At 64.3% G+C, this 23,677-nt stretch carries 19 protein-coding genes and 2 tRNA genes; 13 read left to right on the top strand and 8 right to left on the bottom strand.

Annotated elements, in window-relative coordinates; translation table 11 throughout:
• Positions 1-116: 116 nt before the first annotated feature.
• From O6X71_RS16155 to O6X71_RS16125, 8 genes are all read left to right on the top strand, one after another.
• Complete coding sequence (locus tag O6X71_RS16155) at positions 117-1,571, top strand: TolC family protein (protein ID WP_353466740.1); 1,455 nt, start codon at positions 117-119, stop codon at positions 1,569-1,571.
• Complete coding sequence (locus O6X71_RS16150) at positions 1,568-2,569, top strand: HlyD family secretion protein (RefSeq protein WP_353466739.1); 1,002 nt, start codon at positions 1,568-1,570, stop codon at positions 2,567-2,569. Before O6X71_RS16155 ends, O6X71_RS16150 begins: the two co-directional genes overlap by 4 nt.
• A complete protein-coding gene (locus tag O6X71_RS16145) occupies positions 2,566-3,702 on the top strand; it encodes an ABC transporter permease (RefSeq protein ID WP_353466738.1) in 1,137 nt (378 codons plus the stop codon). Before O6X71_RS16150 ends, O6X71_RS16145 begins: the two co-directional genes overlap by 4 nt.
• Positions 3,699-4,775: an ABC transporter permease gene (locus O6X71_RS16140; RefSeq protein ID WP_353466736.1), complete on the top strand. Its 1,077-nt coding sequence runs from the start codon at positions 3,699-3,701 to the stop codon at positions 4,773-4,775. Before O6X71_RS16145 ends, O6X71_RS16140 begins: the two co-directional genes overlap by 4 nt.
• 274 nt (positions 4,776-5,049) lie before the next feature.
• Positions 5,050-5,445: a hypothetical protein gene (locus tag O6X71_RS16135; RefSeq protein WP_353466735.1), complete on the top strand. Its 396-nt coding sequence runs from the start codon at positions 5,050-5,052 to the stop codon at positions 5,443-5,445.
• 127 nt (positions 5,446-5,572) lie between these two features.
• Positions 5,573-5,701 (top strand): hypothetical protein, encoded by a 129-nt coding sequence (locus tag O6X71_RS20975; RefSeq protein WP_435368501.1) that lies wholly within the window; start codon positions 5,573-5,575, stop codon positions 5,699-5,701.
• 75 nt (positions 5,702-5,776) lie between these two features.
• On the top strand, positions 5,777-6,019 hold the full coding sequence (locus tag O6X71_RS16130) for an HD domain-containing protein (protein WP_353466733.1): 243 nt from the start codon (positions 5,777-5,779) through the stop codon (positions 6,017-6,019).
• Between the two features lie 463 nt (positions 6,020-6,482).
• Complete coding sequence (locus tag O6X71_RS16125) at positions 6,483-7,244, top strand: response regulator transcription factor (protein ID WP_353466732.1); 762 nt, start codon at positions 6,483-6,485, stop codon at positions 7,242-7,244.
• On the opposite strand, the gene O6X71_RS16120 is transcribed toward O6X71_RS16125, so the two are convergent.
• The 5 genes from O6X71_RS16120 to O6X71_RS16100 all read right to left on the bottom strand — a co-directional run bounded on the left by O6X71_RS16120 (position 7,222) and on the right by O6X71_RS16100 (position 12,731).
• Positions 7,222-8,130, bottom strand: coding sequence for a hypothetical protein (locus O6X71_RS16120; RefSeq protein ID WP_353466731.1), 909 nt, complete (start codon positions 8,128-8,130; stop codon positions 7,222-7,224). The genes O6X71_RS16125 and O6X71_RS16120 overlap by 23 nt on opposite strands.
• Positions 8,099-10,459, bottom strand: coding sequence for a fimbria/pilus outer membrane usher protein (locus O6X71_RS16115; RefSeq protein ID WP_353466730.1), 2,361 nt, complete (start codon positions 10,457-10,459; stop codon positions 8,099-8,101). Before O6X71_RS16115 ends, O6X71_RS16120 begins: the two co-directional genes overlap by 32 nt.
• A gap of 271 nt (positions 10,460-10,730) precedes the next feature.
• Positions 10,731-11,486, bottom strand: coding sequence for a fimbria/pilus periplasmic chaperone (locus O6X71_RS16110; protein ID WP_353466729.1), 756 nt, complete (start codon positions 11,484-11,486; stop codon positions 10,731-10,733).
• A gap of 65 nt (positions 11,487-11,551) precedes the next feature.
• The gene (locus O6X71_RS16105) at positions 11,552-12,016 is read right to left on the bottom strand and encodes a hypothetical protein (RefSeq protein ID WP_253070256.1); all 465 of its coding nucleotides are present in this window, start codon (positions 12,014-12,016) and stop codon (positions 11,552-11,554) included.
• A gap of 76 nt (positions 12,017-12,092) precedes the next feature.
• On the bottom strand, positions 12,093-12,731 hold the full coding sequence (locus tag O6X71_RS16100; RefSeq protein WP_353466728.1) for a helix-turn-helix transcriptional regulator: 639 nt from the start codon (positions 12,729-12,731) through the stop codon (positions 12,093-12,095).
• Between the two features lie 317 nt (positions 12,732-13,048).
• Here O6X71_RS16100 and O6X71_RS16095 point away from each other — a divergent pair, with 317 nt between their 5' ends.
• Both O6X71_RS16095 and O6X71_RS16090 read left to right on the top strand, forming a co-directional pair.
• Complete coding sequence (locus tag O6X71_RS16095) at positions 13,049-15,574, top strand: HWE histidine kinase domain-containing protein (protein ID WP_353466727.1); 2,526 nt, start codon at positions 13,049-13,051, stop codon at positions 15,572-15,574.
• A 252-nt stretch (positions 15,575-15,826) separates the two neighbouring features.
• Positions 15,827-18,847 (top strand): diguanylate cyclase, encoded by a 3,021-nt coding sequence (locus O6X71_RS16090; RefSeq protein ID WP_353466726.1) that lies wholly within the window; start codon positions 15,827-15,829, stop codon positions 18,845-18,847.
• 572 nt (positions 18,848-19,419) lie between these two features.
• On the opposite strand, the gene O6X71_RS16085 is transcribed toward O6X71_RS16090, so the two are convergent.
• Positions 19,420-19,494: transfer RNA gene (locus O6X71_RS16085), tRNA-Gln, on the bottom strand.
• A gap of 52 nt (positions 19,495-19,546) precedes the next feature.
• Positions 19,547-20,656 carry a branched-chain amino acid aminotransferase gene (locus O6X71_RS16080; RefSeq protein WP_056062788.1) on the bottom strand — a complete coding sequence of 370 codons (1,110 nt, stop codon included), beginning with the start codon at positions 20,654-20,656 and terminating at the stop codon, positions 19,547-19,549.
• A gap of 59 nt (positions 20,657-20,715) precedes the next feature.
• Here O6X71_RS16080 and O6X71_RS16075 point away from each other — a divergent pair, with 59 nt between their 5' ends.
• Both O6X71_RS16075 and O6X71_RS16070 read left to right on the top strand, forming a co-directional pair.
• Positions 20,716-21,204, top strand: a complete 489-nt coding sequence (locus tag O6X71_RS16075; RefSeq protein ID WP_353466725.1) for a MarR family transcriptional regulator — start codon at positions 20,716-20,718, stop codon at positions 21,202-21,204.
• A 130-nt stretch (positions 21,205-21,334) separates the two neighbouring features.
• Positions 21,335-21,408, top strand: a tRNA-Gly gene (locus tag O6X71_RS16070).
• Positions 21,409-21,503: 95 nt separating this feature from the next.
• On the opposite strand, the gene O6X71_RS16065 is transcribed toward O6X71_RS16070, so the two are convergent.
• The gene (locus tag O6X71_RS16065) at positions 21,504-22,343 is read right to left on the bottom strand and encodes an IclR family transcriptional regulator (protein WP_353466724.1); all 840 of its coding nucleotides are present in this window, start codon (positions 22,341-22,343) and stop codon (positions 21,504-21,506) included.
• Positions 22,344-22,506: 163 nt separating this feature from the next.
• On the opposite strand from O6X71_RS16065, the gene lldD reads away from it, so the two are divergent.
• Complete coding sequence (gene lldD / locus O6X71_RS16060; protein ID WP_353466723.1) at positions 22,507-23,640, top strand: FMN-dependent L-lactate dehydrogenase LldD; 1,134 nt, start codon at positions 22,507-22,509, stop codon at positions 23,638-23,640.
• The last annotated feature ends 37 nt before the right edge of the window (positions 23,641-23,677 follow it).

Raw genomic sequence — 23,677 nt, 5'->3', positions numbered from 1 at the left:
TGGCGATAGAGGCAGCGCGCTGGCTTATCCGTCGCATCGGCTGGGATGCCCTGCTAAAGCGATGTCGAGTGGGAATTTCGGGGGCGATAGCGGTGGGGGGAAGATGGCACTGGTCGATGGCGGTCGCGCTGGTGTGCCTTTCGTCGACGGCCGACGCACAGACGGCCCTCAGCTTCGACGCGGCGCAGATGCGGCTGGATCGAACGTCGCGCGCGTTGAGTGCTGCCGATCATGGTGTCGACGCGGCGAAGGCGGGCGCGGATGCGATGCGGACGCTGCACCGACCGATCGTTACCGCGTCCGCGCAGTATCTCGTGTACGAGAAAACCCTGTCGGTCGATCTCGCGGGTGCGAAGGGCAATGCGCTGGGTAACACGCAGGATTTCCTGGCGTCCTTTCCTGGCAGCGTACCACCCGCGTACCAGCAGATCGCGACCGAGATTACCGGACGGCTATCGCAAGCGCTGCCGGGGGTGTTCGATGCGATCCCCGACCAACTCAGTTACCGCTTTCGTGATGACGTGTTCAGGCCGACCGTGCAGGCGGCGATGCCGCTTTATACAGGCGGCGCAATCCCGGCGATCCAGCGCGCGGCGCGAGGCGGCGTCGCGATGGCCGAGGGACGCCGCGCGCAGGTGATCGACCTGGCACGGATCAATCTCATTCGCGCATATTTCGGGCAACAGGCGGCAGCCGGGCTGCTGGAGGCCGCCCGTCATAGCCGTGACGCCCTCGACAAGATCCTGTCGGACTCGCGCAAGCTGGAGGCGGCGGGGGTCATTCCGCATGCCCGCACGCTGGAGGTGCAGGTCGCGCGCGATACGGCCGAACGCACCTATCAGCGTGCCGACCTCTCCAGCGCGACCGCGCGCGACGAACTCGCCCGGCTGCTCGAGATTGAGGGCAGCGTGGTGCCGACCACGGCATTGTTCGTGCAGACGCGTCCGCTCGCGCCGGTCGAGACCTATCTCGGCAGCGAGGGCACGGCACCGGAGGCCCGAACCGCGGATGCCGGGCGGCAGATCGCCGACGCCGGCGTCGCGCTTGCCCGATCACGTCGTCTGCCGCAGGCCTATGCGTTCGGCGAATACAATCTCAACCGTTCGAATGCGCTGCCGATCGAGCCCGACTGGATCGCAGGCGTGGGCGTCCGCTACACCATCCTCTCGAACATCGACCGCAGGCGCACCGAGGACGCAGCGCGCGCGCAGGCCGCCGCCGCCGCGGATACCGCAGCCGAAGCGCGCCGGATCGCCACCAGCGCGACGATCCGCGCGTATAATCTCGTCGAGGGCGCCCGGCGGTCCTTCGTCCTGCTCGACAGCAGCATGGTGGCGGCGCGCGAGAACGTCCGCGTGCAGGCGGTGGCGTTTCGCGAAGGTGAGGGGACCGTGACACCGGTAATCGCCGCGCAGGCCGCACTCGATACCGCCGAGGCACAACGTATCGCGGTCGCCTATGAATACGACCTCTCGCTTGCCGGGCTGCTTGCCTCGGCAAGCCGGCTCGACGCGTTCGGCGCACACCTTGCCCAAGCCGACCAGCGCCTCACCTACGGAACCGACCGATGAGCGATCCCACCGCCCCGCCGACCCGCCGTGCGCGCGTGTTGCTCTATGTCGGCCTGCTCGTCGTGGTCGCGATCGTCGGGATGGGCTTGTGGCTTGCGAGCCGACCGGGGCCCGCGCAGATCCAGGGCATGGTCGAGGCGGACAGCGTCAACGTCGCGACGAAGGCGCTGGCGCGGGTCGATCGGTTGCTGGTCGATGAGGGCGCGCGGGTGAAGGCGGGGCAGGTTCTCGCCACGCTGTCGAGCCCGGAGCTTGGTAATGCCGAGCGTCAGGCGCAGGGCGCGCTTGATACCGCCCGCGCGCTCGATGCGGTGGCGCAGGCGGGCGTACGGAGCGAGGATGTCGGCTCGCTCCGCGCGATCTGGCAGTCGGCGCAGGCTGCGGCGGATCTCGGTGCGACGTCGAGCCGCCGTGCGGACACGCTCTATGCCGAGGGGGTGATCGCCGCCCAGCGACGCGACGAGGCGCATGCCGCGCGCGACAGCAGCCGCATGTCGGCCGAGGCGGCGCGGCTGCAATACGAGAAGGCGCTCGCCGGGCCCCGCCGCGAGGACAAGCAGGCTGCGGCGGCACAGGTACGGATCGCGCAGGCTGGGCTGTCGACGGCACGATCGCTGATGACCGAGACGCGGCTGGTATCGCCGATCGATGGCGAGGTATCGCGCAAACTGCTCCAGCCGGGCGAGATCGTCAGCCCGGTGCTGCCCGCCTACCAGGTGATCGACATCGACCATCCGCGCGTCGAGATCACCGTGCGCGAGAGCCAATATGCCGGCGTCGGTCCGGGACGCATCCTGGTCGGCCAAGTTCCGGCCCTTGCGCGCAACGTCCGGTTCCGCATCACGCATATCGCGCCCGAAGCGGCGTTCGCGACGGTGCGCGCGACGCGGCAGTCGAGCGGCTACGATGTCCGCGCGTTCGCGGTCCAGCTGCGGCCCGTCGAGCGGGTGGCGGACCTGCGGCCGGGAATGAGCGTGCTGTTCGATTGGCCGCGATGAGCGCGTTCCGGCGGGCGCTGGCCGAGGAGCTCGCGCATCTCTGGCGCGACCGGTTCGACCTTGCGCTACTGACGTTGGTACCGCTGGTGTGCCTCGTGGTGATGGGTGGCATGCTGTCGCAGGGCTCGCCGCGTGGCCTTGGCGTGGTGATCATCGACCAGGATCGCAGCGTGGCCTCCCGGTCGATCGTCCGCGCGATCGGCGCGGTCGATGCGCTGACGATCGTCGATGACGTATCCAGCCTGTCGGAAGGTTTTTCCGCGATCCGGCGCGAGCGCGCGATAGCGGTGGTCGTGCTGCCGTCCGGTCTCGGCATCGCGCGGACGGCGGCGACCCCGCGAACGATCGAGATCTTCTACCAGACCGCGTTTCTGTCGACCGGCGCGCTGACCTCGGCGCTGCTTCAGGCGACGATCACCGCGGACCTGATTCGACAGGCGCCTGCGAACTCCGGCGTGGGAGGGATCGCATTGCTCAGGGTGCCGCTGCCCGATGTGCAGGTGACGCTGCTCGGCAATCCATCCGCCAGCCTCGAATGGTATCTCGGCCTGCTGATCGGTCCGGCGATTTTGCATTTGCTGATCGCCGTGACCTGTGCCGCATCGCTCGGGCGCGAGCTGGTCGGCGGATCGATGGGCCCCTGGGCGGTTCGGGTCGGTGCCCCCGCGATGGCGGCCGCGGGGCGGCTGTTGCCGCATGTCACGATTGGTACGCTCTGGTTATGCGCGTGGCTGCTGTGGCTGACCCTGGGGCAGGGCTATGCCTTTGCCGGCGCGATCGGGCTCGTCGCGATTGGCGGGCTGTTGCTGTTCGTCGCGACCGCGGCCATCTCGACGTTGCTCATCGTACTGACCGGCGAGGTCGCCACCAGTCTGTCCGCGAGCGTGATCTATGCGGGGTCTGCGCTCGCCTATTCGGGCGCGTCGTTGCCGATCACAGGCGGTATCGCCGTCGCCCGGATCTGGAGCGCGATCCTGCCGCTTACCCATTATGTCTCGCTCGAGATGGATCAGACGATCGGCGTGGACATCGTGATTTGGGCGCAGCAGGTGGCGATCCTGGCGTTGGCCGCGCTGGTCGCGGCCGGTGGTGCGACGCTGTTGCTGCGGCGGCAGGCACACAAATCGGCATGATGTTCCGCCCAGCCTTCGAGGGAGCGCTGCTCGAAATTCTGCGGACGAGCGATCTGGTTGCGGTCGCAGTGATCTCGGTGTTGTTCTACGCCTTATATTACCCCGCACCCTACGCGCATCAGGTCGTCGAACGCTTGCCGATCGTCGTGGTCGATGCCGACCGGAGTGCCGTCTCGCGTGCGATCGTCCGCAACCTTGGGGCCGCGCACGAGATCGAGATCGCCGCGGATGTATCGGACATGGGGGCGGCGCGCGTGCTGGTGCGGAACAGGAAAGCCGAGGGCATTCTTTTGATCCCGCACGATCTCGGTTCGGCGGTGATCGAAGGGCGACCCGGCGGCGGCATCGCGGTTTGGCTCAACGGTGCGTATCTGCTCCGCGCGGAGGCGGTCGGAAAGACGGTCGGCGCAGCCATCGGTGCGACGCTCGAAGGGCACCTGTCGGGTCTCGCGAGATCGGCCGCAGTGCCCATGACACCGGTCGTCACGCGCCCGTTGTTCAACACGACCGAGGGCTATCGCGACTATATATTCCCCGCGGTCGCCAATATCATCCTGCAACAGACGCTATTGTTTTCCGTGGCGCGCCTGATAGCCGAGCGGCGACGCACTGGACGGTGGCTGCGCGGAATGTTTCTGGGCGTTTGGGCCGCGTGTACGACGATCGGGATGCTCGGCGGGCTGTTCTACTTTGGCCTGATCTACTGGCTGCAGGACATCCCGCACGGCGGCAATATCCCGGCGCTGTTGCTAACCGTGCCGCTGTTCGCCGCGACCGTGTCCGCACTCGCGCTGGCGGTCGGCAGCTTCGTGCGAAGCGGAGACGATGCGCTAAAGTTGCTCATCCCGACGTCGATCCCGTTCGTCTTCCTGTCGGGCTTCGCGTGGCCGTTGTTCGCGATGCCCGGGTGGGTTCAGGCGATCGCCTGGATGATCCCCGTCACGCCGGCAACCCACATCTTCGTGCCACTGAACCAGATGGGCGCATCGCTAGGCGAAGTTCGCGGTGCGGTTGCAATTCTGGTCGCGCAATTGGCGGTGTTCGGGTCGGTGGCGCGCTACCGATTGCGATGAATACGGCTGGTGAGGGGCAACTCAGCCATAGTTCTACCTAGCTCGTGATCCCGGACCAGCGGTAGGCTGCTGTTCCAAGGGCATCAGGTCGAGCCACATCCTCAGTTCGGATATCGCCCTGGTGTGCGTGCCTATGAAGTAACGCAGGATACGCCAGCCGTCTTTTGTATCACGCGCGCGAAGCCCCAGCATGGCGCGGGTGGGCTCCCCCAGATATATGTCCACGATTACGGGAATCTCAAACTACTTACGCTCACGCCGTTGGGACCCTGATATGTTGGCATTCGAACACGAGACATCCTCTTTCGTTTTTCACGAAGTTCGGATCGGACCGGGTGTTTCCGTCACGCAACTCGCAGCGGCTCTGCGCGTCAGCGTTCAAGACAAGCCAGATGATTCAGCATGGCGCTTCGTCAAAGTCGACGCCCGACCGCTGAGCGCGTTTGTCGCGTTTTTGGAAGGCAAGATCAACAGCGGCTATTTCTGGGTCGACGTGCCTGGTGCCGGGTGGAATGACTATGAACGCGCAGAGCATCAGCGTCGAATGGAACACGAGCGTTTGATGTGCGAGATGTTCGGAGCGCTGCAATACGACGATCAATTTTTGCGCGTCGACCTCGTGCGCGATCCTCGGTCCGGCCTCGAGCAGATACGGTTCGAAACTAGGTGAACGGCTTGGGGTACGTGCGGTTGAATCCGGGCGTGCGATGCCGGTGAGGGAAGGGCGCGTTGCGTTGCTTGAGGACGAGGAGCGCGGCGTCCCGTCAGACGCATTTCGCGAATAGGGTGACGTCTATTTGATCTATAGCTTCGAAGACGTCGCCTTCCACTGGGAGCATGTAGCGGGACGAGTTTTCCGTCGCTTCAGGGGTACGGGACGGGAGAGCGTAACCGTACATTCAATAGCTTATATACGGACGCTCTAATAGGTGGTCGGCCCGCGACCCGAGAGAAGTACGACAGTTACTAGCCTATCGTGTAGCCCAATTGACGATGCGATTGTGCTAGCTACTCCTGCGCATCAGGGACAGATCGATAAAGCGGGCGCGCCCTACATCCTGCATCCGCCCCGGGTATTGCTGGCGCAGGCGGACGATGTGCGCCGAATCACCGCGGCTCTGCATGATGTCGTCGAGGATCGCGCTGTAACGCCAGCCACGATCCGCGCCTGCTTCGGCGACGTGGTTGCCGACGCCGTGGAGGCCTCACGCGACGCGATGACGAGGACTACGACGCCTTCGTAGCGCGCTGTGCCGCAAACGAGATCGCGCGCTACGTAGAGCGCGCCGACATTGCCGACAATCTCGACCTTTCGCGCCTCCCCGTTGGCATGAGCCGGGATAAAGAGTCAGCTTGGAAATATCGAAGAGCGCTCGCGTTGCTTCAGTAGCGGATGGGCCAATCTGTCGAACCGTCGCAATTTTCGGGTAGCGCAGGTAGCGGTTGTGTCTTTCAGGCTGGATCACCTGTTTCGAGAAGAAGTGCGTGTTGCCCGATACGGAACCCGGCCATGAGCAGGACGGCCTTCATCGAGTAATATTAGACGTAAGGCCACAGGCTAAATCTCAGGTACTGCCACTCGACGGCACTGGGTATGCGCAGCTGAGGCTTGAGTTACTTACAACGCCTTTACCATATACGCAGTTATGCGAACATGATCCGCAATTCGTTATGATCGCCCACATTTGAAGCGCATGGTCGGCGGACGTGAATGCCACCCTCGAGAGTGACAGCACGCAACCGGGAGAATGCAGGGTGGATTCGAGCAATCGACGCCGCGTACAGTGTATCTATATCGTTGGTGAGAAAACCGGCCAAACGTTCAAGGAGATATCCAGGTTTGTTCTAGGCAATGCGAATTACACTATCATCAGCATTCCCGATTTCGACGAATTTGTGGGCGACATCGAAAATATCGAGCCGGGGTGCGTCGTCGTGAAGGCGAGCGCGGTGCAACTCGCGCAACTCGCTCTTGCACGAGAGGAGAGCGCTCGATCGCCGCCGTTGTCGTTGATCCTGCTGGGGGACACACTCGACGTGGCGACCGTGATCGAGGCGATGAAGGTGGCTTCGATCCAGTTTCTCGCACGCCCTTTCGATGCGTCGCATCTGCTCGCGGCGTTGGCGGAAGGGTTCGATAGCCTGGATCGGGAGTTGCAGACCACGACCGCGGATCGCGCGGGCGTCGATCAGCTGGCGTCGCTGACACCGCGCGAGCGCAACGTGTTCGAGGGGCTGATCGATGGCCTGTCGAACAAGGAGATCGCGAAGCGGTTGGCGATCAGCCACCGGACGGTCGAGGTCTACCGCGCCAATCTCGCGGTGAAGCTGCACTCCAAGAAACCGACCGATTGGGTACGGCTCAAGTTGGGGCTTTCGCCGGGAACGACAAATCGGCGGCGCGACGACACGTCGGCGGAGGAACCGGTCGTCGAAACCCCGGAGATCAGGGCGACACGTCGATCGTGATCGTGTCGCTGTAACGCCCTGACGGCATGCCTGCCACCTCGCCAACGGTGACGCGGAGTTCGAGCGCGACGCCGTCGATCGTCAGCGGCGGGGCGATTGTGCGCGACGACGGCCCCGACAGGTCGACGGGCGTTCCGTCGATCGCAAGGCCGTAGGGGATACGCGCCTTGCCTGAGTCGCTGCCGACCAGATGACCCGTGTTCGCCGATACGACGAGCAGATGCGCGACGGTGTTCGCCCGAACCTGAAGCATCGCGGTGCGCTGTTCGCCGGTGGTGAGCGTGCCGAGATCGATCGCCTGCGCCGACGTTCCGCTGGCAAAGCCACTGCTGGTCCCCGCGAAGTTCGCCTGGGCGCGGGCGATGCTGCGCAAGAGGAGCGTCGATCGCGCGGAGAAAGCGTCGGCAGCATCGGGCGTCCGGAGCATCGCCTGGACGATCCGTGAATATTCGCCGGCTGCGATGACCGAATCCTGGTCGACCAGCAGCCTCCAGACGATCGTGACGCGCGGCCGCGCGGTCGTCAGGCGGACGGTCGACAGGTCCGGGGAAAGCCCGGCCACGACGCCGTCGCCGGGCTGCACCTCGATCCGGTACACGAGCGGCCGTGTCGCGTCGCCGAACCGGATCGTGCGCAACGGTGCCGACGCATCGTCGACCAGTGCGACGGTCGCCTCGCAATCCTCACCCTCGACCAGATCGACGGTCGTTCGCAGCGATCCCTCGCCGGGGGTCATGCCGAACGGGTCGTAGGCGATGGGGCTCGCGACCAGCGTGCCGATCCGGACATCGCACGCGAACGCGGTGACGGGCATCGCCAACCCGAGCACGAGCACGGCGCCGGGAAGCCAGCGACTAAGGGCGGACTGCATGAAGCGTACCGACATCGACTATTCCCTTCGAGAGTTCGGAGACGGCAAACTCGACCGTGGCCACGGTTTCGATCGTCACGCGGTAGCGACCGGGCGAGAGATGGTCGGCCGCGAACCGGCCCGCGTCGTTGGTGAAGATCGGCCGTTTGCCGAACGCCTGGTCGCCGATCTTCTCGATGACGCCGGAGTAGTTCGACACCGGCCCGCTGGCGGTGACGATGAACCCCATCGCGATCCGCGACGCCGCCGATCCGACCGCGACCCGGTAGCCCGACGCGGAGCCCGGAAAGGCGAGCAATTGCCCGTCGCCCAGATCATAGCCGGCGGGCAGCGGATCGACGTCGTAGATGTCGAGGATCGGGCTGAACACCCGGTTGAGCGGCACCAGCGGCGCGCCAAGCCAATCCTGTCGGCCGACCACGTAACCCGCCTCGTCCTTGATCGTGACCGCCGCGCCGTCGAGCGTGGCGTGTCGATCGAAGATCGCGAAATTGCCGACGCCGGGGCGACCGATCGAGACCTTGCCGTCGGCGAAACCGAGAAAGGTCGATGCCCGCAGCCGCGTCTCGCGCGCGCCGATGCCGGTCGGCGAGCGGGAATATTGCAGATCCTGCTCGATCGACGCGATGAACCGGTTGCCGAAATAGCGCGCATCGCCGGATATGCCCGCACGCTCGTCGCTGCGACCGAGCTGGATTCGGCCTGACAAGTCGCCGACTTGGTCGATCGGGCTCCGGCTGGCCTCGATCACCCCGGTATTCTGGCGGGTGTCGATGCGCGCTGCGATCGTATCGCGTCGCCCGGTGCGCATCGACAGGCCGAGCAGGCCTTGCGGATGCCAGCCGCCCGGCAGGTTACGCTCGACGCCCAGGGTGGCCGTCCAGACGAAGCGACCGCGCGTGAGATAGCCGTTCAGGTCGAGGCCCTGCCGTCCGGTGTTGCTGCGCGTGCTGCCGTAGCTTGCGATCGCGGCGAGCCCGTAATTGCCGCGTCGCCAGTCGGCACGGGCATCGACATGCCAGCGCTCGTCGTTGATCCGTCCGTCGCGATCGAAGGGCGACGAGAAGTCCTTGCTGTAGCGGCTCGACAGGACCGTAAAATTCCAGGTGTCGCGGTCGAGCGTCAGCGTCTGGAGCCAGTCTATGCTGAACGCCGTCCCCTGCTTTCCGTCGAACTGGCTGGTGCTGGCCTGGCCACGGAACAGCCCGATCGGCGTGCCGACCACGCCTTCCCCGCTGACCTGCCAATTGCCGTCCGCATATTGCCCGCCCGTGCCGAGCGTGAAGCGGTTGGCGAAGCCGTGCCGGATATAGCCGGTCGCGGTCATCGGACCGCCATAGCGTCGCTCGCCATTCTCCTGCCGGCCGAGCGCGGCGCCGAAATCGGTGAGCCCGCCCGCCAGCATCGCGGTCGCGGTGAAGAAGGCTGCCGATGCCACCTCGTGACGGCCAAGATCGTCCTCGACGATCAGCCGGACGTCGTTAGCGCCGAACTGCGAAGACAGATCGGTCAGCTGGTAGCGGCCCGGATCAAGGCGCAGGCGGCGCGTCTCGACGCCGTTGGTCTCGACGATGATCGTCGATGGCCGGTCGAGCGTCACACCGCCGCGCCCCGAGGGACGGATATTCTCGAACGGCCGGATTCCCTGATAGTCGCGCGCAACCGCGATGCCGAGGATCGTGTTGCTGCCCTGGAAGCCCGTGATGCGCGGCGTCAGCTCTCCTGCTGCGTAGCGGATAGCCGAGTCGAAATCGTCATAGGTCAGCCGCGTCACTGCTCGATCGAACCCGTAATGCCCGCCGTCATGCTCGGCGAGGACACCGCCCGACCGGAGGGTGACGCCTGGAAACGCGCCGAACGTGACGAACCCGTCCGCTGTCACGCGCAACGGCGACCGTCCGCGGTCGGGCCCGCTGTCGATGAAACCCTGATCGATCGCCAACCCGACACCGCCCGCAAGCCGCGCCTGCTGCATGTATCGCGACGGATCGGGACGAACGTCGCCGCGCATGCTGAGCGACTGGAGCGCGAGCGCGCTCGCCGGCACGGTAACGGCGACCTCGAGCGTTGCTGGATCGTAGCGGACACTGATCGGCGGGACGTCGAGCGCGTCGAAGCGTGCCCGGAGAGCCGGTCCGACTTTTGCCTTCAGCTTGGCGAACAGCGGGGCGTCGATGCTGGGCCCAAGCAGCGCCAACAGGCGGACGGCGTCGATATCGCCATTGCCCGCCGTATCGACGCGAACGCCGATCTCACCAACCAGGCGCCCGTTCACGAGTAACGGCGCGTCGAGGTCGACGAGGCCGCGCGGAACCAACGGCGGTGTCACCAGGGGAGGTGTCACCAGGGGGGGTGTCGTTGGAGGCGATATTGCCGAGGGCGGCAGTATCGCAGGCCGGACATCCTGAGGGACGGTGGGGGGAACGCGCCCGTTCTCCTGCCGGGCCTCACCGGCGCCAGCGACGGCATCGTCGGCCGCAACCAACGCAGCGACGTCCAGCGTCGCGAACGGGAAAACGGCTGCACCCGCGGCCGAACCGTAGGACAGTGCGCACAGGCAGGCCGCCGATCGCCTTATGTGCCGTCGGGCACGCCAAGGGGACCGTCGTGCGCGATCATAGCCCGCGGCCACCTCGCTCCTCCGGAAGAGCGCCGATGATGAGCTGGGCGGGTCCCTTGATCGTGTCGACAAGGGACATTTCACGCGATGCGCCAGGCATCACGAAGACGGCGTCGCCGTAGCGGATCTGGTCGAGCGCGAGCGGTTCGACCTTGTCACCGCGTTTCAATTGCCAACTGTATAATGTCAGGTCCGCGACACCGGCGCCGCTGTTGGTCATTCGTCCGTGCAGCGCGCCGTCCTTTCCGAGCACGAGATCGCCGGTCATCGCCAGCGCGGGCTTCAGCGAGTCCGGCTGGACGATCGCGGTGGTGTTGAAATTGAGCGACATCGCCAAGTGGCTTTGCATCGCCGCCGCTGCGTCCTGCTTGACCATCTCGGTGGAATTGGTCTGCTTCACGCGGAGGACGAAGACCTTGCCCTTGTCCATCGTCGGCGCACCGACATAGCGTACCTGCATCAGCTGCGACTTGTCGCCGGCGATGCTGGCTTGCGGCGGAAAGATCAGGAAATCATTGGGCGCCGGGGTAAAGGCCCGCTTGCCGGTTTCGTCGACCGTAACCGAGAACGGCTGGAGCTCGACGTTGAGGACTTCGGCGCGGGTATTGGTCACCGTGATCCGGGCCGTCGATCGCGCGCCGCTAGGCGTCAGCGTGTAGATCATCGGTTGTACGCTGTAGGCGAAGGCGAGCGTCGAGGTTAGGGCCGTAAGGGCGAGGCTGGCGATGACGCGGCGCGATGTTCTCAGCACGATGTTTCCCCCCGGAAAAAAAAGGAGGTGGACGCCACCGGATTGCAGCGTCCACCCCAGTAGTATCAGCCGACCGTCACATCCCAGCTCTCGCTATATGCACCAGCGAGGAAGGGCAGCGTCTGCAGCGTGACCGAGAAGTTGCCCGGCAGGCCGTTGGCGACGGTCGCATCCGGTGCGCCGATACCCGACGAAATCGCTGCGCTGGTCATGTTGACGTTGTTGAACGGCAGGAGGTTGCCGTCGAGATCGAGCGTCAGGTTGTAATGGACCTGCGACGAGGACGGACCCGCGAAATAGCCGTTGGCGGCATCGACGGTGATCGCCTTGTTGCCGGCCTTGTTGCAGGTGACCAGCACGCCAGCGATGTTCTGCAACGTCTGATGCGAAGGATCGAACGAACGTGCGGTCATGTCGACCTTGCAGACCGGCGCGATCGTGCCCGTCGTGGTCAACGTAGCAGCGCTGGCAACACCGGCAAATGCGGTGGAAGCAACGATGGCGATGGAGAGAACCTTAAATCCGTTCATGATAAATTCCCGTGCTGTTGATCGACTGGATCGCCGATAATCTTTGTCTACACACTAGCCTTCATTCACAAATCGTTCAGTTGAATAGGTCTGATCGACTATCGCTATGGTGTAATTTGCGTTGAACATGCACCGACAGCGACAAGGCTATTCTTTGTGCCTGGGGTGCTCCGCTGACATTCATCTTTGCATAGATCGATCGTAAATGGGCCCGTACCGTGTTCACGGAGATGTTGAGCGTACGCGATATCTCCTTCGGGCAGACCGCGTCGGCCACCCCCTGGAACACTGGCAGTTCGGACGGCGTCAGGCCGAACATCGCGCCCGCAATGCTTGCGTCGATCAGTGCGCGCGAACTGATATCGTCGAGCGTGACCAGCAACACCCAGGATCCGTCGACGATCGTCTTGAGAATCGTCACCGCGACCCAGCGTGATACGCCGAAAGGCAGGATCAACGCCGCCACCGCCTCGTCGCGCGACAGCGCGAGCGCCGCCTGCTGCTGGAACAATCGGTTCGACGCAGGTTCGGCAAAGCGCAGGCGGTGGCCGACATGCGGAGCGACCATGCCGACATCGAGCAATCGCTGTCCCGCCTGGTTCGTTCGCTGCAACCGCAGCGCATCGTCGAGCACCAGCCGGGCCTGCGCATCGAGTTCGAACCAGGCCACGCTCCAACGCTGTGCAAGTGCGCTCGGGCTGGGCCGCGATAGCATATCCATTCTGTCGATGACGCTCATAGGACCCCTTGGAATGTGCCGCTGTCAGAGTTGCAGATATTCCGTGCTTCGATCTCGGGATGAATGCGTCTTGTCGATCGCCCACCCTCTCCTACCCCTACATCCAACCAATCTAACCGAAGTTAAAGTACGTACGGCAACTTAGGTAATGCCCCTTACGTACTAGTCCTTAGTCGATCTTGATGTTGGCTAGTCGGGGAAGCTGCCGGATGATGACCCAACGGATTCTTGAATATTGACGACGCGGTCGAGCGATACTTCAATAAAATCCGAGGGATGGGGATAATTGCGAGATGCACGCGGATTGCGAGCGCGAACCGATCACGTTTCCCGAACGCATCCAGAGTTTTGGCTTTCTGCTTGCGGTGACCAACAACTGGGTGATCGAGAGGGCATCGGCGAACCTGTCCCAGTTTCTCGAGATGGAGGCCAAGTCCGCGATCGGCATGCTTCTCGACCGCGTGATCCCGCAGCCGGCGATGCATCACCTGCGATACCGCGTTGCGATGCCCGGCGCCGGCCGGGGGATCGACCGGATCTTCGGCTTGCGCTTGAGGCCGGGGGGCGATCTTTACGACCTGGCGTTTCACCTGAGCGGCAATCTCCTGATCATCGAAGGCGAGCCCTGCGGGAGCGACCAGCCGGCCAGTGCGGCGACCCTGGTGCGTTCGATGATGGGGCAAGTTCAGTCGCAGGCTACAGTCGATTCGCTCTACATCGACGCCGCGCGCCAAGTCCGCGCGATCACCGGCTTCGACCGCGCACTCATCTATAGGATTGACGACGACGGTACCGGGCAGGTGATCGCCGAGTCCGCAAAGGCCGATGTCGATCCGCTGCTGGGACTGCACTTCCCCGCGACCGACATCCCCAGCCAGGCGCAAAGCCTGTATCTCCGCAACCCGTTCCGGATCATCGCGAACGTCGCTTCGACACCCGTCGCACTGGTCTCGTCGGGCTCTGGCCGGACTGCGCCGCCGCCGCCCCTCGATCTGACGCTGGCAATCACCCGCGCGGTATCACCGGTCCATATCGAGTATCTGCGGAACATGGGCGTCGCGGCCTCCTTGTCGATCTCGATCATCGTAGACAACACGCTCTGGGGCCTGTTCGCCTGCCACCATTTCACGCCGCGGTTGCCGAGTTTCGTCATGCGCAGCGCCGCCGAACTCTTCGGCGCGATGTTCTCGCTGACGCTGGAGAACCGGCTGCATGCCAGCGCCGCCGCGGACGATGCACGCAACCGTATCGCGATCGAGGAGATTGCCGCCGCGGCAACGGCAGACCCGACGCGGCTGGCCGATCCCACGTGGTTGAGCACGACGATTGCGAAGGTCATAGACTGCGACGGCATTGCGCTGACGAACAACGGCGCGCTCACCACTGCCGGGACAGTGCCCGACAAGGCTGCAATCATGACGCTGGTCGAAAGCCTCGACAGGGCGGATATCGACCGCGTCTGCGCGACGGACTGTCTTGGCCATTCTGAGCGAGCGGCGGGCGTGCTCGCCATTCCCATCGCCCGGTCGCCTCGCGACTATCTATTGCTGTTCCGGCAGGCGCGCGCCGAAGAGAAGCGCTGGGGCGGCGATCCAGATCCTGTCGTCGTCGTCAACATAGGCGAACCACCCAACGCAGCGAGCTTGCCGCATCCCAGAACCAGTTTCAGTCCGCTCGTACGTGGCAACCTCGGTCAGTCTTCGTCGTTCACCGATGGCGATTGCCGTGCCGCGGAGATGATCCGAACGGCATTCGACCGCATCCTTCTGAAGCTGCTGGTAACCAAGACCAATCATGCCGAGCAAGGATCCGCGCGACAGGACATGGTGATCGCCGAACTCAACCACCGGGTCCGCAATATCCTGACGCTGATCCGCGGCTTGATCGGCCAGACCGCGATCGACGGTATCGGCACCGAGGATTACGTCGCGGCGCTTGGCGGTCGCGTCCAGGCCCTGGCGCGCGCGCACGATCACGCGACGCGAGGCGATGGCGTCTCCGGCACGCTGATCGCGTTGCTGGACGACGAGATCGCCGCGTTCGTACCGACCCGGCGCGATCGGTTTCAGATGTTCGGACCCGCCGTTCGGTTCGACGCGCAGGCGCTGGCGACATTGGCGCTCGTCATCCACGAACTCGTCACGAACAGCGTCAAGCACGGTGCGTTCTCGACCAGCGGGACGGTCGAGCTGCACATCACCAACGATAGCGACGGCGTGCGCATGGCGTGGCGCGAACGCCAGGGTCCGACGCCCTCCGAGCCAAGGGAGCGAGGGTTCGGTTCGGTCATCATCGAACGCATGATCCCGTTCGACCTGCAAGGTCTCGCACGGACCCGCTATCCGCCCGCAGGGTTCGAAGCCGACTTTTTCGTGCCCGCAGCCCATGTCGTGGCGGAGCCCGAAATGCTGGTAGCGATTCCGATAGGAGCGGCATCGCCCGACGCACCGTCAGAACGCCCCCTGGCAGGACTATCCGTGCTCCTGCTCGAGGATAACATGATCGTGGCGCTCGAGGCGGAGGACCTGCTTCATCAACTGGGTGCCGCGAACGTAGAGATCGCAGCCGACCTGATCGGCGCCGAGAAAGCAATCGATCGCGGCGGCGTCGACATCGTCATGCTCGATATCGGCATAGGCGATCTCAACAGCGCACCTCTGGCACGCCGCCTCTCCAGCGTGTCGATCGCCTTCTTCTTCGCCAGCGGCTACGACGAACGCCCCGGCCTGGCGTCAGAATTTGCAGATATACCGATCGTCGGAAAGCCGTACAGCCTTACCAATCTGCGGATGGCGGCCACCCAGTCCCTGATGAGATAGTTAATTAAGGCCAGAACCCGTAAAATATTTTAAGAGTCATTTGCAATTCAGAACCGCTCGCAACTGACGATATTTGATCTATCGATCGAATCGGATCAATAATTGTTCGACTAGTATTTACCTTGTTAACGTTTTTATCGTTACTTGGATCTAATGCTTATTCGCTTACCCCGCGATAAAAGTTCGAGCGGGCGATTTCAAAATGCGAGACTTAGGCCCCCTTTACCCGGCTTCGATTGGTTGCGCCGTGCGATGGTCGCCTGGCTGGCCTGCGGGATGTTATGCGCGTTCACCGTCATCCCGGCGCGCGCGGCTGACCGCTGGACCGGTCTCGCATCCACCGTGTTCCGTAATTACGGGCGTGACCAGGGTATGCCGCATCTCGTCGCCACCGCATTGGCGCAAGGACGTGATGGCTTCATCTGGATCGGCACGCAAGGCGGTCTGGCACGGTGGGATGGCTATCGGTTCAAGGCGTACACCGCCAATCGCGCCATACGCGGAAGTCTGCCTGACAACTGGATCCAGACGCTGCATGTCGATCCGGCGGGTCGCCTTTGGATAGGGACGGCCTCCGGGCAACTTGCCCGGTACGATCCCGTGCATGATCGCTTCGATACCATCGGATTGGGTGTTGGTGCGGCTCAGATCCACATCGGATCTATCGTCGACGATGGGAGCGGGGGGCTCTGGATCAGAACCGACGACGAGCTGCGCGGCCTCGATGCACGCGGGAAACTGGTAAGCGTCTTGCGTGGCGGGATGCACGGATTGCCCAGGGTACGGATCCAAGCGGTACTGCGCGATCGAGGTGGCGCGCTCTGGGTCGGCACGGCAGCGGGGTTGGCGCGCCGAAACGCCGGGGCATCCGTTTTCGTATCCGTGGTGCTGGCCGACACTAGACCTGGTGTCTCGGCGTTGTTCGAAGATGACGGCGGTCGCCTTTGGATCGGTACGGTCCGCAATGGCCTGTTCGTGATCAACCGTCGGAACGATGTCCCTCACCGGATCGGCGCTGACGTCAACCTGCTGCAGACCTCGATCTCGGCCATCCAGACGGCTGGTCCTCATCAAATATGGGCGGCACTCCGCGGTTCGGGTATCCTGTCCATCGACACGCGGTCGGGCTTGGCGACGGTCATCCAGCACGACCGCACCGTGCCGACCAGTCTCGCGCACGATGATGTCTGGGCTCTGTTACGGGACACTACCGGTGGCATGTGGGTCGGAGGTACGGGGGGGCTCAGCTATCACCCGCCGAATTCCGGGCTGATCACCACCATCTTCGGCGCGCAGCAACGACCCGGCGCATTGAGCGCAAGCGATGTCATGTCGATCCTCACCACGCGCGATGGTCACATATGGCTGGGCTACATGGACGGGGGGATCGACGTGATCGATCCCCGACGCGGCCGGATCGCAGCGCTACGACCAAGCCGCACGCTGCCAGACCGATCTCTCCCACAGGAGACCGTGTTTGCCATGGTCGAGGGCGATCACGGAGAGGTCTATATCGGCACGCGTCGAGGCCTGTATGCGTCGCCCCTGTCGGTGCGCACCGTCCGGCTGCTCAAGCTGAAGGGCCATAATTCCGACTTCGCGGTCAACGCACTGCTCTATAATGCGGGCGTATTGTGGGTCGGCAGCGAATATGAAGGCTTGTGGGGCGTCGTGCCGGGCCAGCGCGCCGGCACGACAAACCGGATCGTCTTCGCACCCTCGGATGCAGCGAAGTTGACGAATCTGCATGTCAGCGTCCTTGCCCGCGGCGGTGGGCAGGATCTGTGGGTTGGCACGCGCGACGGTCTCAACCGCTTCGACCTGTCCACGCACCGTATCGAACGGATACTACCTGACCCCATCGATCCGCGCGGACTGCCGGCGGGGTTCGTTGCAACGCTGCAACTCGATCGCGCGGGACGGTTATGGGTCGGTACGTTCGGCGGCGGTCTTGCTGTTTCAGCGGGGCGGGATGGTCGCGGACGACTGCGCTTCCGCCGCTTTGGATTGTCCGATGGACTCCCCCACCTCAACGTCGACAGTTTGGCACTCGACGGCGGGGGCACGCTATGGGCTGGTACCGACGACGGGTTGGCCCGGATCGACCCACACAGCTTGGCGATCCACGCGATGAAGCCAGCCGATGGCGCCGTGCTCAGGGATTACTTCGTCGGGGCCCGCACGACTACCCCCGCTGGTGAAGTCTTGTTTGGTGCCAAGGACGGCTTCACGATCGTCCGTCCCGGCAAGGCCTTGGTCTCGCGCTTGGTGCCCCGCATCGTCATCACCGATCTGCGCGTCGGTGGAGTCCCGGTGCCAGTCGGGCCTTACAACGAAACCGGCACGCCTGCTCAGCTCGTCCTGACACCCGAGGCGAACAGACTGACGGTCGAGTTCTCGGCGCTTGACTTCATGACACCCGAACAGAACCGCTTTGCCTACCGGCTTGAAGGGTTCGACAGCCGTTGGACGGAGACGGATGCGACCCGTCGGCTGGCGACGTACACGAACCTGCCACCGGGCGACTACACGCTGCGGCTACGAGCGTCTGATCGCGATGGTATCTGGACCGAGCGGCCAATGCCGTTGCGGCTCAGCGTGTTGCCGGCGTGGCACCAAAGTCTGTGGTTCCGTCTCATGCTGGCAGCCTTACTCGCGCTGACGATCATCGCCCTCGTCCGCGGGCGGACGGCTCACCTGCGCCGACGGCAACGGGAACTCGAACGTCAGATCGTCGATCGGACTGGTGATCTCAGCGCGGCCAACGAACGCCTGACCCAGCTCGCGCAGATCGATACCCTGACGGGCTGCGCGAATCGTCGTCACTTCCTCGATCGTGCCGACGAGTTGATCCAGCTGGCCGGCCGCCACGACCTTCCGCTGAGTCTGGCGGTGCTCGACCTCGACAATTTCAAGCACGTCAACGACACGTGGGGCCACCCTGGCGGCGATGCCGTGCTGGGTGCCGCCGGGCAAATACTGCGCCAGCATGTGCGCCTGAGCGATCATCTCGGACGGATCGGGGGCGAGGAATTCGCGCTACTCATGCCGCATACCACAACCGCGGGCGCACACTTGTTGGCTGACCGCGTACGGTACGCTTTAAGCGACGCGGTCGTTACCGTCGAAGGCGGCGCGATCCAGGTCACCGCCAGCTTTGGCATAGCCGAATTGCGCGCCGGCGAGGATTATGACGCGCTCTACGGCCGGGCGGATGCCGCACTGTACGCAGCAAAAAGCGCGGGACGAAATCGGGTGGAAATCAGCATCTGACACGTCAAATCAGTAGGATCAAAGAGATGAGTGTTGTGGATCGCCGATACGTCAATGGGCCCCCGATTTTCGCTTTTATCGTTGGCTACGTTCGGGGCGTTCCCTAGGTCGTCGCGAACGTTCGACCGGACAGCGGCCTGTTTGACGTTAGGGGGACGGGAGAGGTGTTGTCGTCGACTTACCGTGAGGCGAGGGCGCCGTCCAACCGAACGCTGCAAAACCCTACTGACGCTGTCGTGCTTGTCGGCGTCTAGGCAGTGTCGCGGTATGCAGAGTACGGCCTACTCGACCACCCGCCTAAAGCCGTCTTCTGGGAAAAAGCCGAACTCGCGTAAATGATGGTCGACGAAGCGTTGCGAGATCAGTTGTATCTAACGACACTCGCATTTCGAAGAGACGATCTTTGAACAAGCGGTGAACCTGGCGCCACTAAAATGTGACCGCAGCGATCAAGATACTGAAGCAAGACCGGGCGGTGATTCTACCGCGGGGACGCCATTGGTGCGCTCGCTTGTGCCAATGGTGTAAATAGCTGATAAAAATAAGCTAGATGATAGGCTCAGGTGATAATCTGGCTGGGGCGGCAGGGTTCGAACCTGCGCATGGCGGCATCAAAAGCCGCTGCCTTACCACTTGGCGACGCCCCAACAGAGGCGGCCTTATAGCGGGGCAGCGGCGTGTGAAAAGCCCTTGCGGACGTCAATCCGCGAGATGGTGCAGCCAGTTGTTCTCGTCGGGTGCGGTGCCGCGCTGGATCGAGACGAGCGCGTCGCGCATCCGCATCGTCAACGCCCCCGGAGCGCCGTCGCCGATCGTGAAGCGGCCCTCGGGGCTCGCGACGGTGCCGATCGGCGTGACCACGGCCGCGGTGCCGCAGGCGAACGCCTCGACCAGACGACCGCTCGCCGCGTCGGCGCGCCACTGGTCGATGGTGTAGCCTTCCTCGCGGACCGTAATGCCGTTCGCGCGTGCGAGCGTCAGGATCGAGTCGCGGGTGATGCCGGGCAGGATCGTGCCGGTAAGGGCAGGGGTCGCCATGCTGCCGTCGTCGAACACGAAGAAGATGTTCATGCCGCCGAGTTCCTCGACCCAGCGCCGTTCGGCCGCATCGAGGAAGACGACCTGGTCGCAGCCGTTGCGGATCGCCTCGGACTGCGCGAGCAGGCTCGCGGCGTAGTTGCCGCCGCACTTTGCCGCCCCGGTGCCGCCCTGAGCAGCGCGCGTGTATTGCTGGCTGACCCAGATCGACACGGTGGGGGCGCCGCCCTTGAAGTAGGCGCCGACCGACGAGGCTAGCACCATGTACAGATACTCGGCGGATGGCTTCACGCCGAGGAACACTTCGGACGCGAACATGAACGGGCGCAGGTACAGCGCGCCGCCATCGCTCTCCGGGATCCAGTTCGCATCGGTCTTTACGAGGCGCTCAACCGATTCGAGGAACAGCTCGGTCGGCAGCTCGGGCATCGCGAGGCGCCGTGCCGAATCCTGGAAGCGGCGCGCATTCGCCTCCGGACGGAACAGCGCGGTGCCGCCGTCGGCGAGTCGATACGCCTTCATCCCCTCGAAGATCTCCTGCGCGTAATGCAGCACCGACGACGCCGGATCGATCGTCAGCGGCGCGCGTGCGGTGATCCGCGCGTCATGCCAGCCCTCGGTCTCGCTGTAGCGGATCATCGCCATGTGATCGGTGAAGACCCGTCCGAATCCGGGATCGATCAGCCGCTTCGCCCGCTCGTTCGCCTCGACCGGAGTCGCGTTCGGCTCATGGCGGAAGGCGGAAGACGGCGTAAAAGCTGGAACGGACATCGAAAATCTCTCTCGTTGCGGGTTGCCGACGACTACGGGCGATGTCTAAACCGGTCAACATGTCTGCCACAGCTTCGTCCGCCTCACCCCTGTTCCTTCGCGAACCCGAACTCCGCCGCGGCATGGAGCTGCTGTACTTCGGCTATAGCCACCTGACCCGATCGATCGACCAGGGTCTCGCCGAAGAAGGGCTGGGGCGCGCGCACCACCGCGCACTGTATTTCATCGCGCGAAAGCCCGACATGACGGTGAGCGAACTGCTGTCGCTGCTGGCGATCACCAAGCAGTCGCTGGGACGCGTGCTGAACGAACTCGCCGACCGCAAGCTGGTCGAGACGCGGCCGGGCGAGCGTGACCGACGGCAGCGGTTGCTGCGGCTTACGGCGGAAGGATCGGTCATGGAGCGCGAGCTGTTCGAGGCGGCACGGATCCGGATGGCAGAGGCGTATGCGAGCGCGGGACAAAGCGCGGTGTCAGGGTTCTGGGCGGTACTCGAGGGACTGGTGCCGGAGGCGGACCGTTCGCAGGTGTTCGGCCTGCGCGGTTAGGTGATCCGCCGGAAGGCAGGCGGGCTCACGCGGGACGATTTGGCGTTGACGTCGGCGCAAGGACTGTGGCACTCGGCCGGTCATCGAGAGCCGGTGCAACACCCGGACCGAAAGGCGTAGATCGCCGTTAGCGGGTGTAGCTCAATGGTAGAGCTTTTGCTTCCCAAGCAAGTGACGAGGGTTCGATTCCCTTCACCCGCTCCAACGCAGACAGCAGTGCGGTATACCTTCTGACCGGTAGCCTATATATCCGACCGCGGCGGGGTAGCATGCAGCCGGCGTTGCCTAGCAGCGTCAGGTTATAGGTCTTTGGGTTCCGTGGACGTGTCGCTGGGGTCGTACCATCCGAGCGCCCGCGAAATCTGCATCGCGGTTCGTTTCAGCGCGACCAGCGCTTCATCTGCGGCGATATGCGGCGTTTCATCGATCACCTCCAGGAAAGGGATCGTCAGCGCCGCGACGACGTGCCCGTCATAGCCGAAGATCGGGCAGCTCATGTCGGAAACGCCCGCCATGCGATTGCTTTTGCTCAATTCATACCCGCGTTCCTGGATCGCGGCGAGGTGCGCGTCGAGGTTGCTGCGCGTCTTGCCTGGCACCTCGGCTGTCGTCTCGTCCAGGATCGCGGTGCGCGCATCCTCGCGCATAAATGCGAGCAGGACATGCCCCGAGCAGTTCGTCGCAAGCGCGATGCTGGTGCCCAGCCGTACGGCGAAACCGGTCGGACCGGGACTTTCCTGGCGCAGTACGATCAGGCCGCGCACACCACTGAGCACAACCAGATGGCAGGATTGCATCGCGATCGTCGCCAAGGCGTGCATCAGCGGCGCTGCGACATGCGTCAGTTCTTGTGCGGGCGTGGCACGGTGCGCGGTTTCAAGCAGCTGGTAGGTCACGCGGTAGCGGTCGCTGGTAGGGTCCTTGTGCAGCCACCCACGCCGATCGAGTACCACAATCACGCGGAACAGCTCGCTGATCGATCGCGACAGACGGTTCGCGATATCGGTGACCGTCAGACCGCCTGGCTCGCGCGCAAGCAGTTCGACGATGTCGATCGCCTTTTCCAGCGCAGGCGCGGAATAGACGCGCGGGCCGGCGGTGTTCGTATCTGGCTTGGGCGGTGGCGGTGGAGCGGACATGGCGGGGCGATCGTAATTGTGAGCGTGGACCTTATGCCGCAAGCGCCGCGGCTCGGCACAACAATCTTTCATATCTGAAAGTTGCTGGCGGGGGCGTTGGCTTGCTAGGGGACGTCGTACGCCGCGATTTCGGGATCGATGTGCACAATATGGGAGATGCCGCATGACGATCGCCTCGACGCTCGATTTCCGCGAGGCTGCGCGTAAGCGACTGCCGCGGTTCCTGTTCGAGTATGCCGATGGCGGTTCCTATGCGGAGGCGACGCTCGCGCGTAACGTCAGCGACCTCTCGGGGATCGCGCTGCGGCAGCGGGTGTTGCGCGATGTTTCCAATCTCGATCTGTCGACGACGCTGTTCGGCCAGCATCAGGCGTTGCCGGTCGGGCTTGGGCCGGTCGGGATCGCGGGCATGTACCATCGCCGCGGCGAGACGCAGGCGGCGCGGGCGGCGCATGCCGCGGGCGTGCCGTTCTGCCTGTCGACGGTGTCGCTGTGCTCGCTCGGCGAGGTGGTGAAGGCGGCGCCGACGGGGCCGACTTGGTTCCAGCTCTACGTCATCCGCGACCGGGCGTTCATGCGCGATCTGCTTGCCACGGCGAAGGCGGAGGGCGCGAAGGCGCTGGTGTTCACGGTCGACATGCCGGTGCCGGGCGCGCGCTACCGCGATCAGCACTCGGGGATGTCGGGGCCGCGCGCGCCGCTGCGGCGGATGTTGCAGGCGATGGGCCGACCCGGCTGGGCGTGGGACGTGGGCTTGCACGGGCGGCCACACCAGCTCGGCAATCTGGAGCCGGTGCTGGGCAAGGCGAGCGGGCTGAACGATTACATGGGCTGGCTTGGCAGCAATTTCGATCCGTCGATCGCATGGAAAGACCTCGAATGGATCCGCGAAGGCTGGGATGGGCCGCTGATCATCAAGGGCATCCTCGACCCCGACGACGCGCGCGAGGCGGCGGCGATCGGTGCGGATGGGATCGTCGTGTCGAACCATGGCGGACGGCAGCTCGACGGCGTGTTGTCGAGCGCGGCGGCGCTGCCGGCGATCGCGGAGGCGGTGAAGGGACAGCTTACGGTGCTGGCGGACTCCGGCGTGCGGTCGGGGCTCGACGTCGTACGGATGCTGGCGCTGGGGGCGGACGGCGTGTTGCTCGGCCGGGCGTGGCTGTATGCGCTGGCGGCGCGGGGCGAGGCGGGGGTGACCCAGTTGTTGACGCTGATCGAGCGCGAGATGCGCGTGGCGATGGCGCTGACGGGGGTGCGGTCGATTGCGGAGATCGACCGGAGTATTCTGGTCTAGTCTTCCAACCTAGTGACAAGCATGATTCCCCGCGAAG

This window comes from Sphingomonas faeni (assembly GCF_040407505.1).
In the GTDB taxonomy this organism is placed as follows: domain Bacteria; phylum Pseudomonadota; class Alphaproteobacteria; order Sphingomonadales; family Sphingomonadaceae; genus Sphingomonas; species Sphingomonas faeni_E.
This window is presented reverse-complemented; position numbering and strand designations above follow the sequence as displayed.

Excerpts from the sequence above, each read along its gene's own strand:
- O6X71_RS16100 (WP_353466728.1), bottom strand. The coding sequence starts at position 12,731 with ATGCTATCGCGGCCCAGCCCGAGCGCACTTGCACAGCGTTGGAGCGTG.
- O6X71_RS16105 (WP_253070256.1), bottom strand. The coding sequence starts at position 12,016 with ATGAACGGATTTAAGGTTCTCTCCATCGCCATCGTTGCTTCCACCGCA.
- O6X71_RS16095 (WP_353466727.1), top strand. The coding sequence starts at position 13,049 with ATGCACGCGGATTGCGAGCGCGAACCGATCACGTTTCCCGAACGCATC.
- O6X71_RS16145 (WP_353466738.1), top strand. The coding sequence starts at position 2,566 with ATGAGCGCGTTCCGGCGGGCGCTGGCCGAGGAGCTCGCGCATCTCTGG.
- O6X71_RS16065 (WP_353466724.1), bottom strand. The coding sequence starts at position 22,343 with ATGTCCGCTCCACCGCCACCGCCCAAGCCAGATACGAACACCGCCGGC.
- O6X71_RS16120 (WP_353466731.1), bottom strand. The coding sequence starts at position 8,130 with ATGTCGGTACGCTTCATGCAGTCCGCCCTTAGTCGCTGGCTTCCCGGC.
- O6X71_RS16075 (WP_353466725.1), top strand. The coding sequence starts at position 20,716 with ATGTCTGCCACAGCTTCGTCCGCCTCACCCCTGTTCCTTCGCGAACCC.
- O6X71_RS16090 (WP_353466726.1), top strand. The coding sequence starts at position 15,827 with ATGGTCGCCTGGCTGGCCTGCGGGATGTTATGCGCGTTCACCGTCATC.
- O6X71_RS16080 (WP_056062788.1), bottom strand. The coding sequence starts at position 20,656 with ATGTCCGTTCCAGCTTTTACGCCGTCTTCCGCCTTCCGCCATGAGCCG.
- O6X71_RS16155 (WP_353466740.1), top strand. The coding sequence starts at position 117 with ATGGCGGTCGCGCTGGTGTGCCTTTCGTCGACGGCCGACGCACAGACG.
- O6X71_RS16150 (WP_353466739.1), top strand. The coding sequence starts at position 1,568 with ATGAGCGATCCCACCGCCCCGCCGACCCGCCGTGCGCGCGTGTTGCTC.
- lldD (WP_353466723.1), top strand. The coding sequence starts at position 22,507 with ATGACGATCGCCTCGACGCTCGATTTCCGCGAGGCTGCGCGTAAGCGA.
- O6X71_RS16135 (WP_353466735.1), top strand. The coding sequence starts at position 5,050 with ATGTTGGCATTCGAACACGAGACATCCTCTTTCGTTTTTCACGAAGTT.
- O6X71_RS16140 (WP_353466736.1), top strand. The coding sequence starts at position 3,699 with ATGATGTTCCGCCCAGCCTTCGAGGGAGCGCTGCTCGAAATTCTGCGG.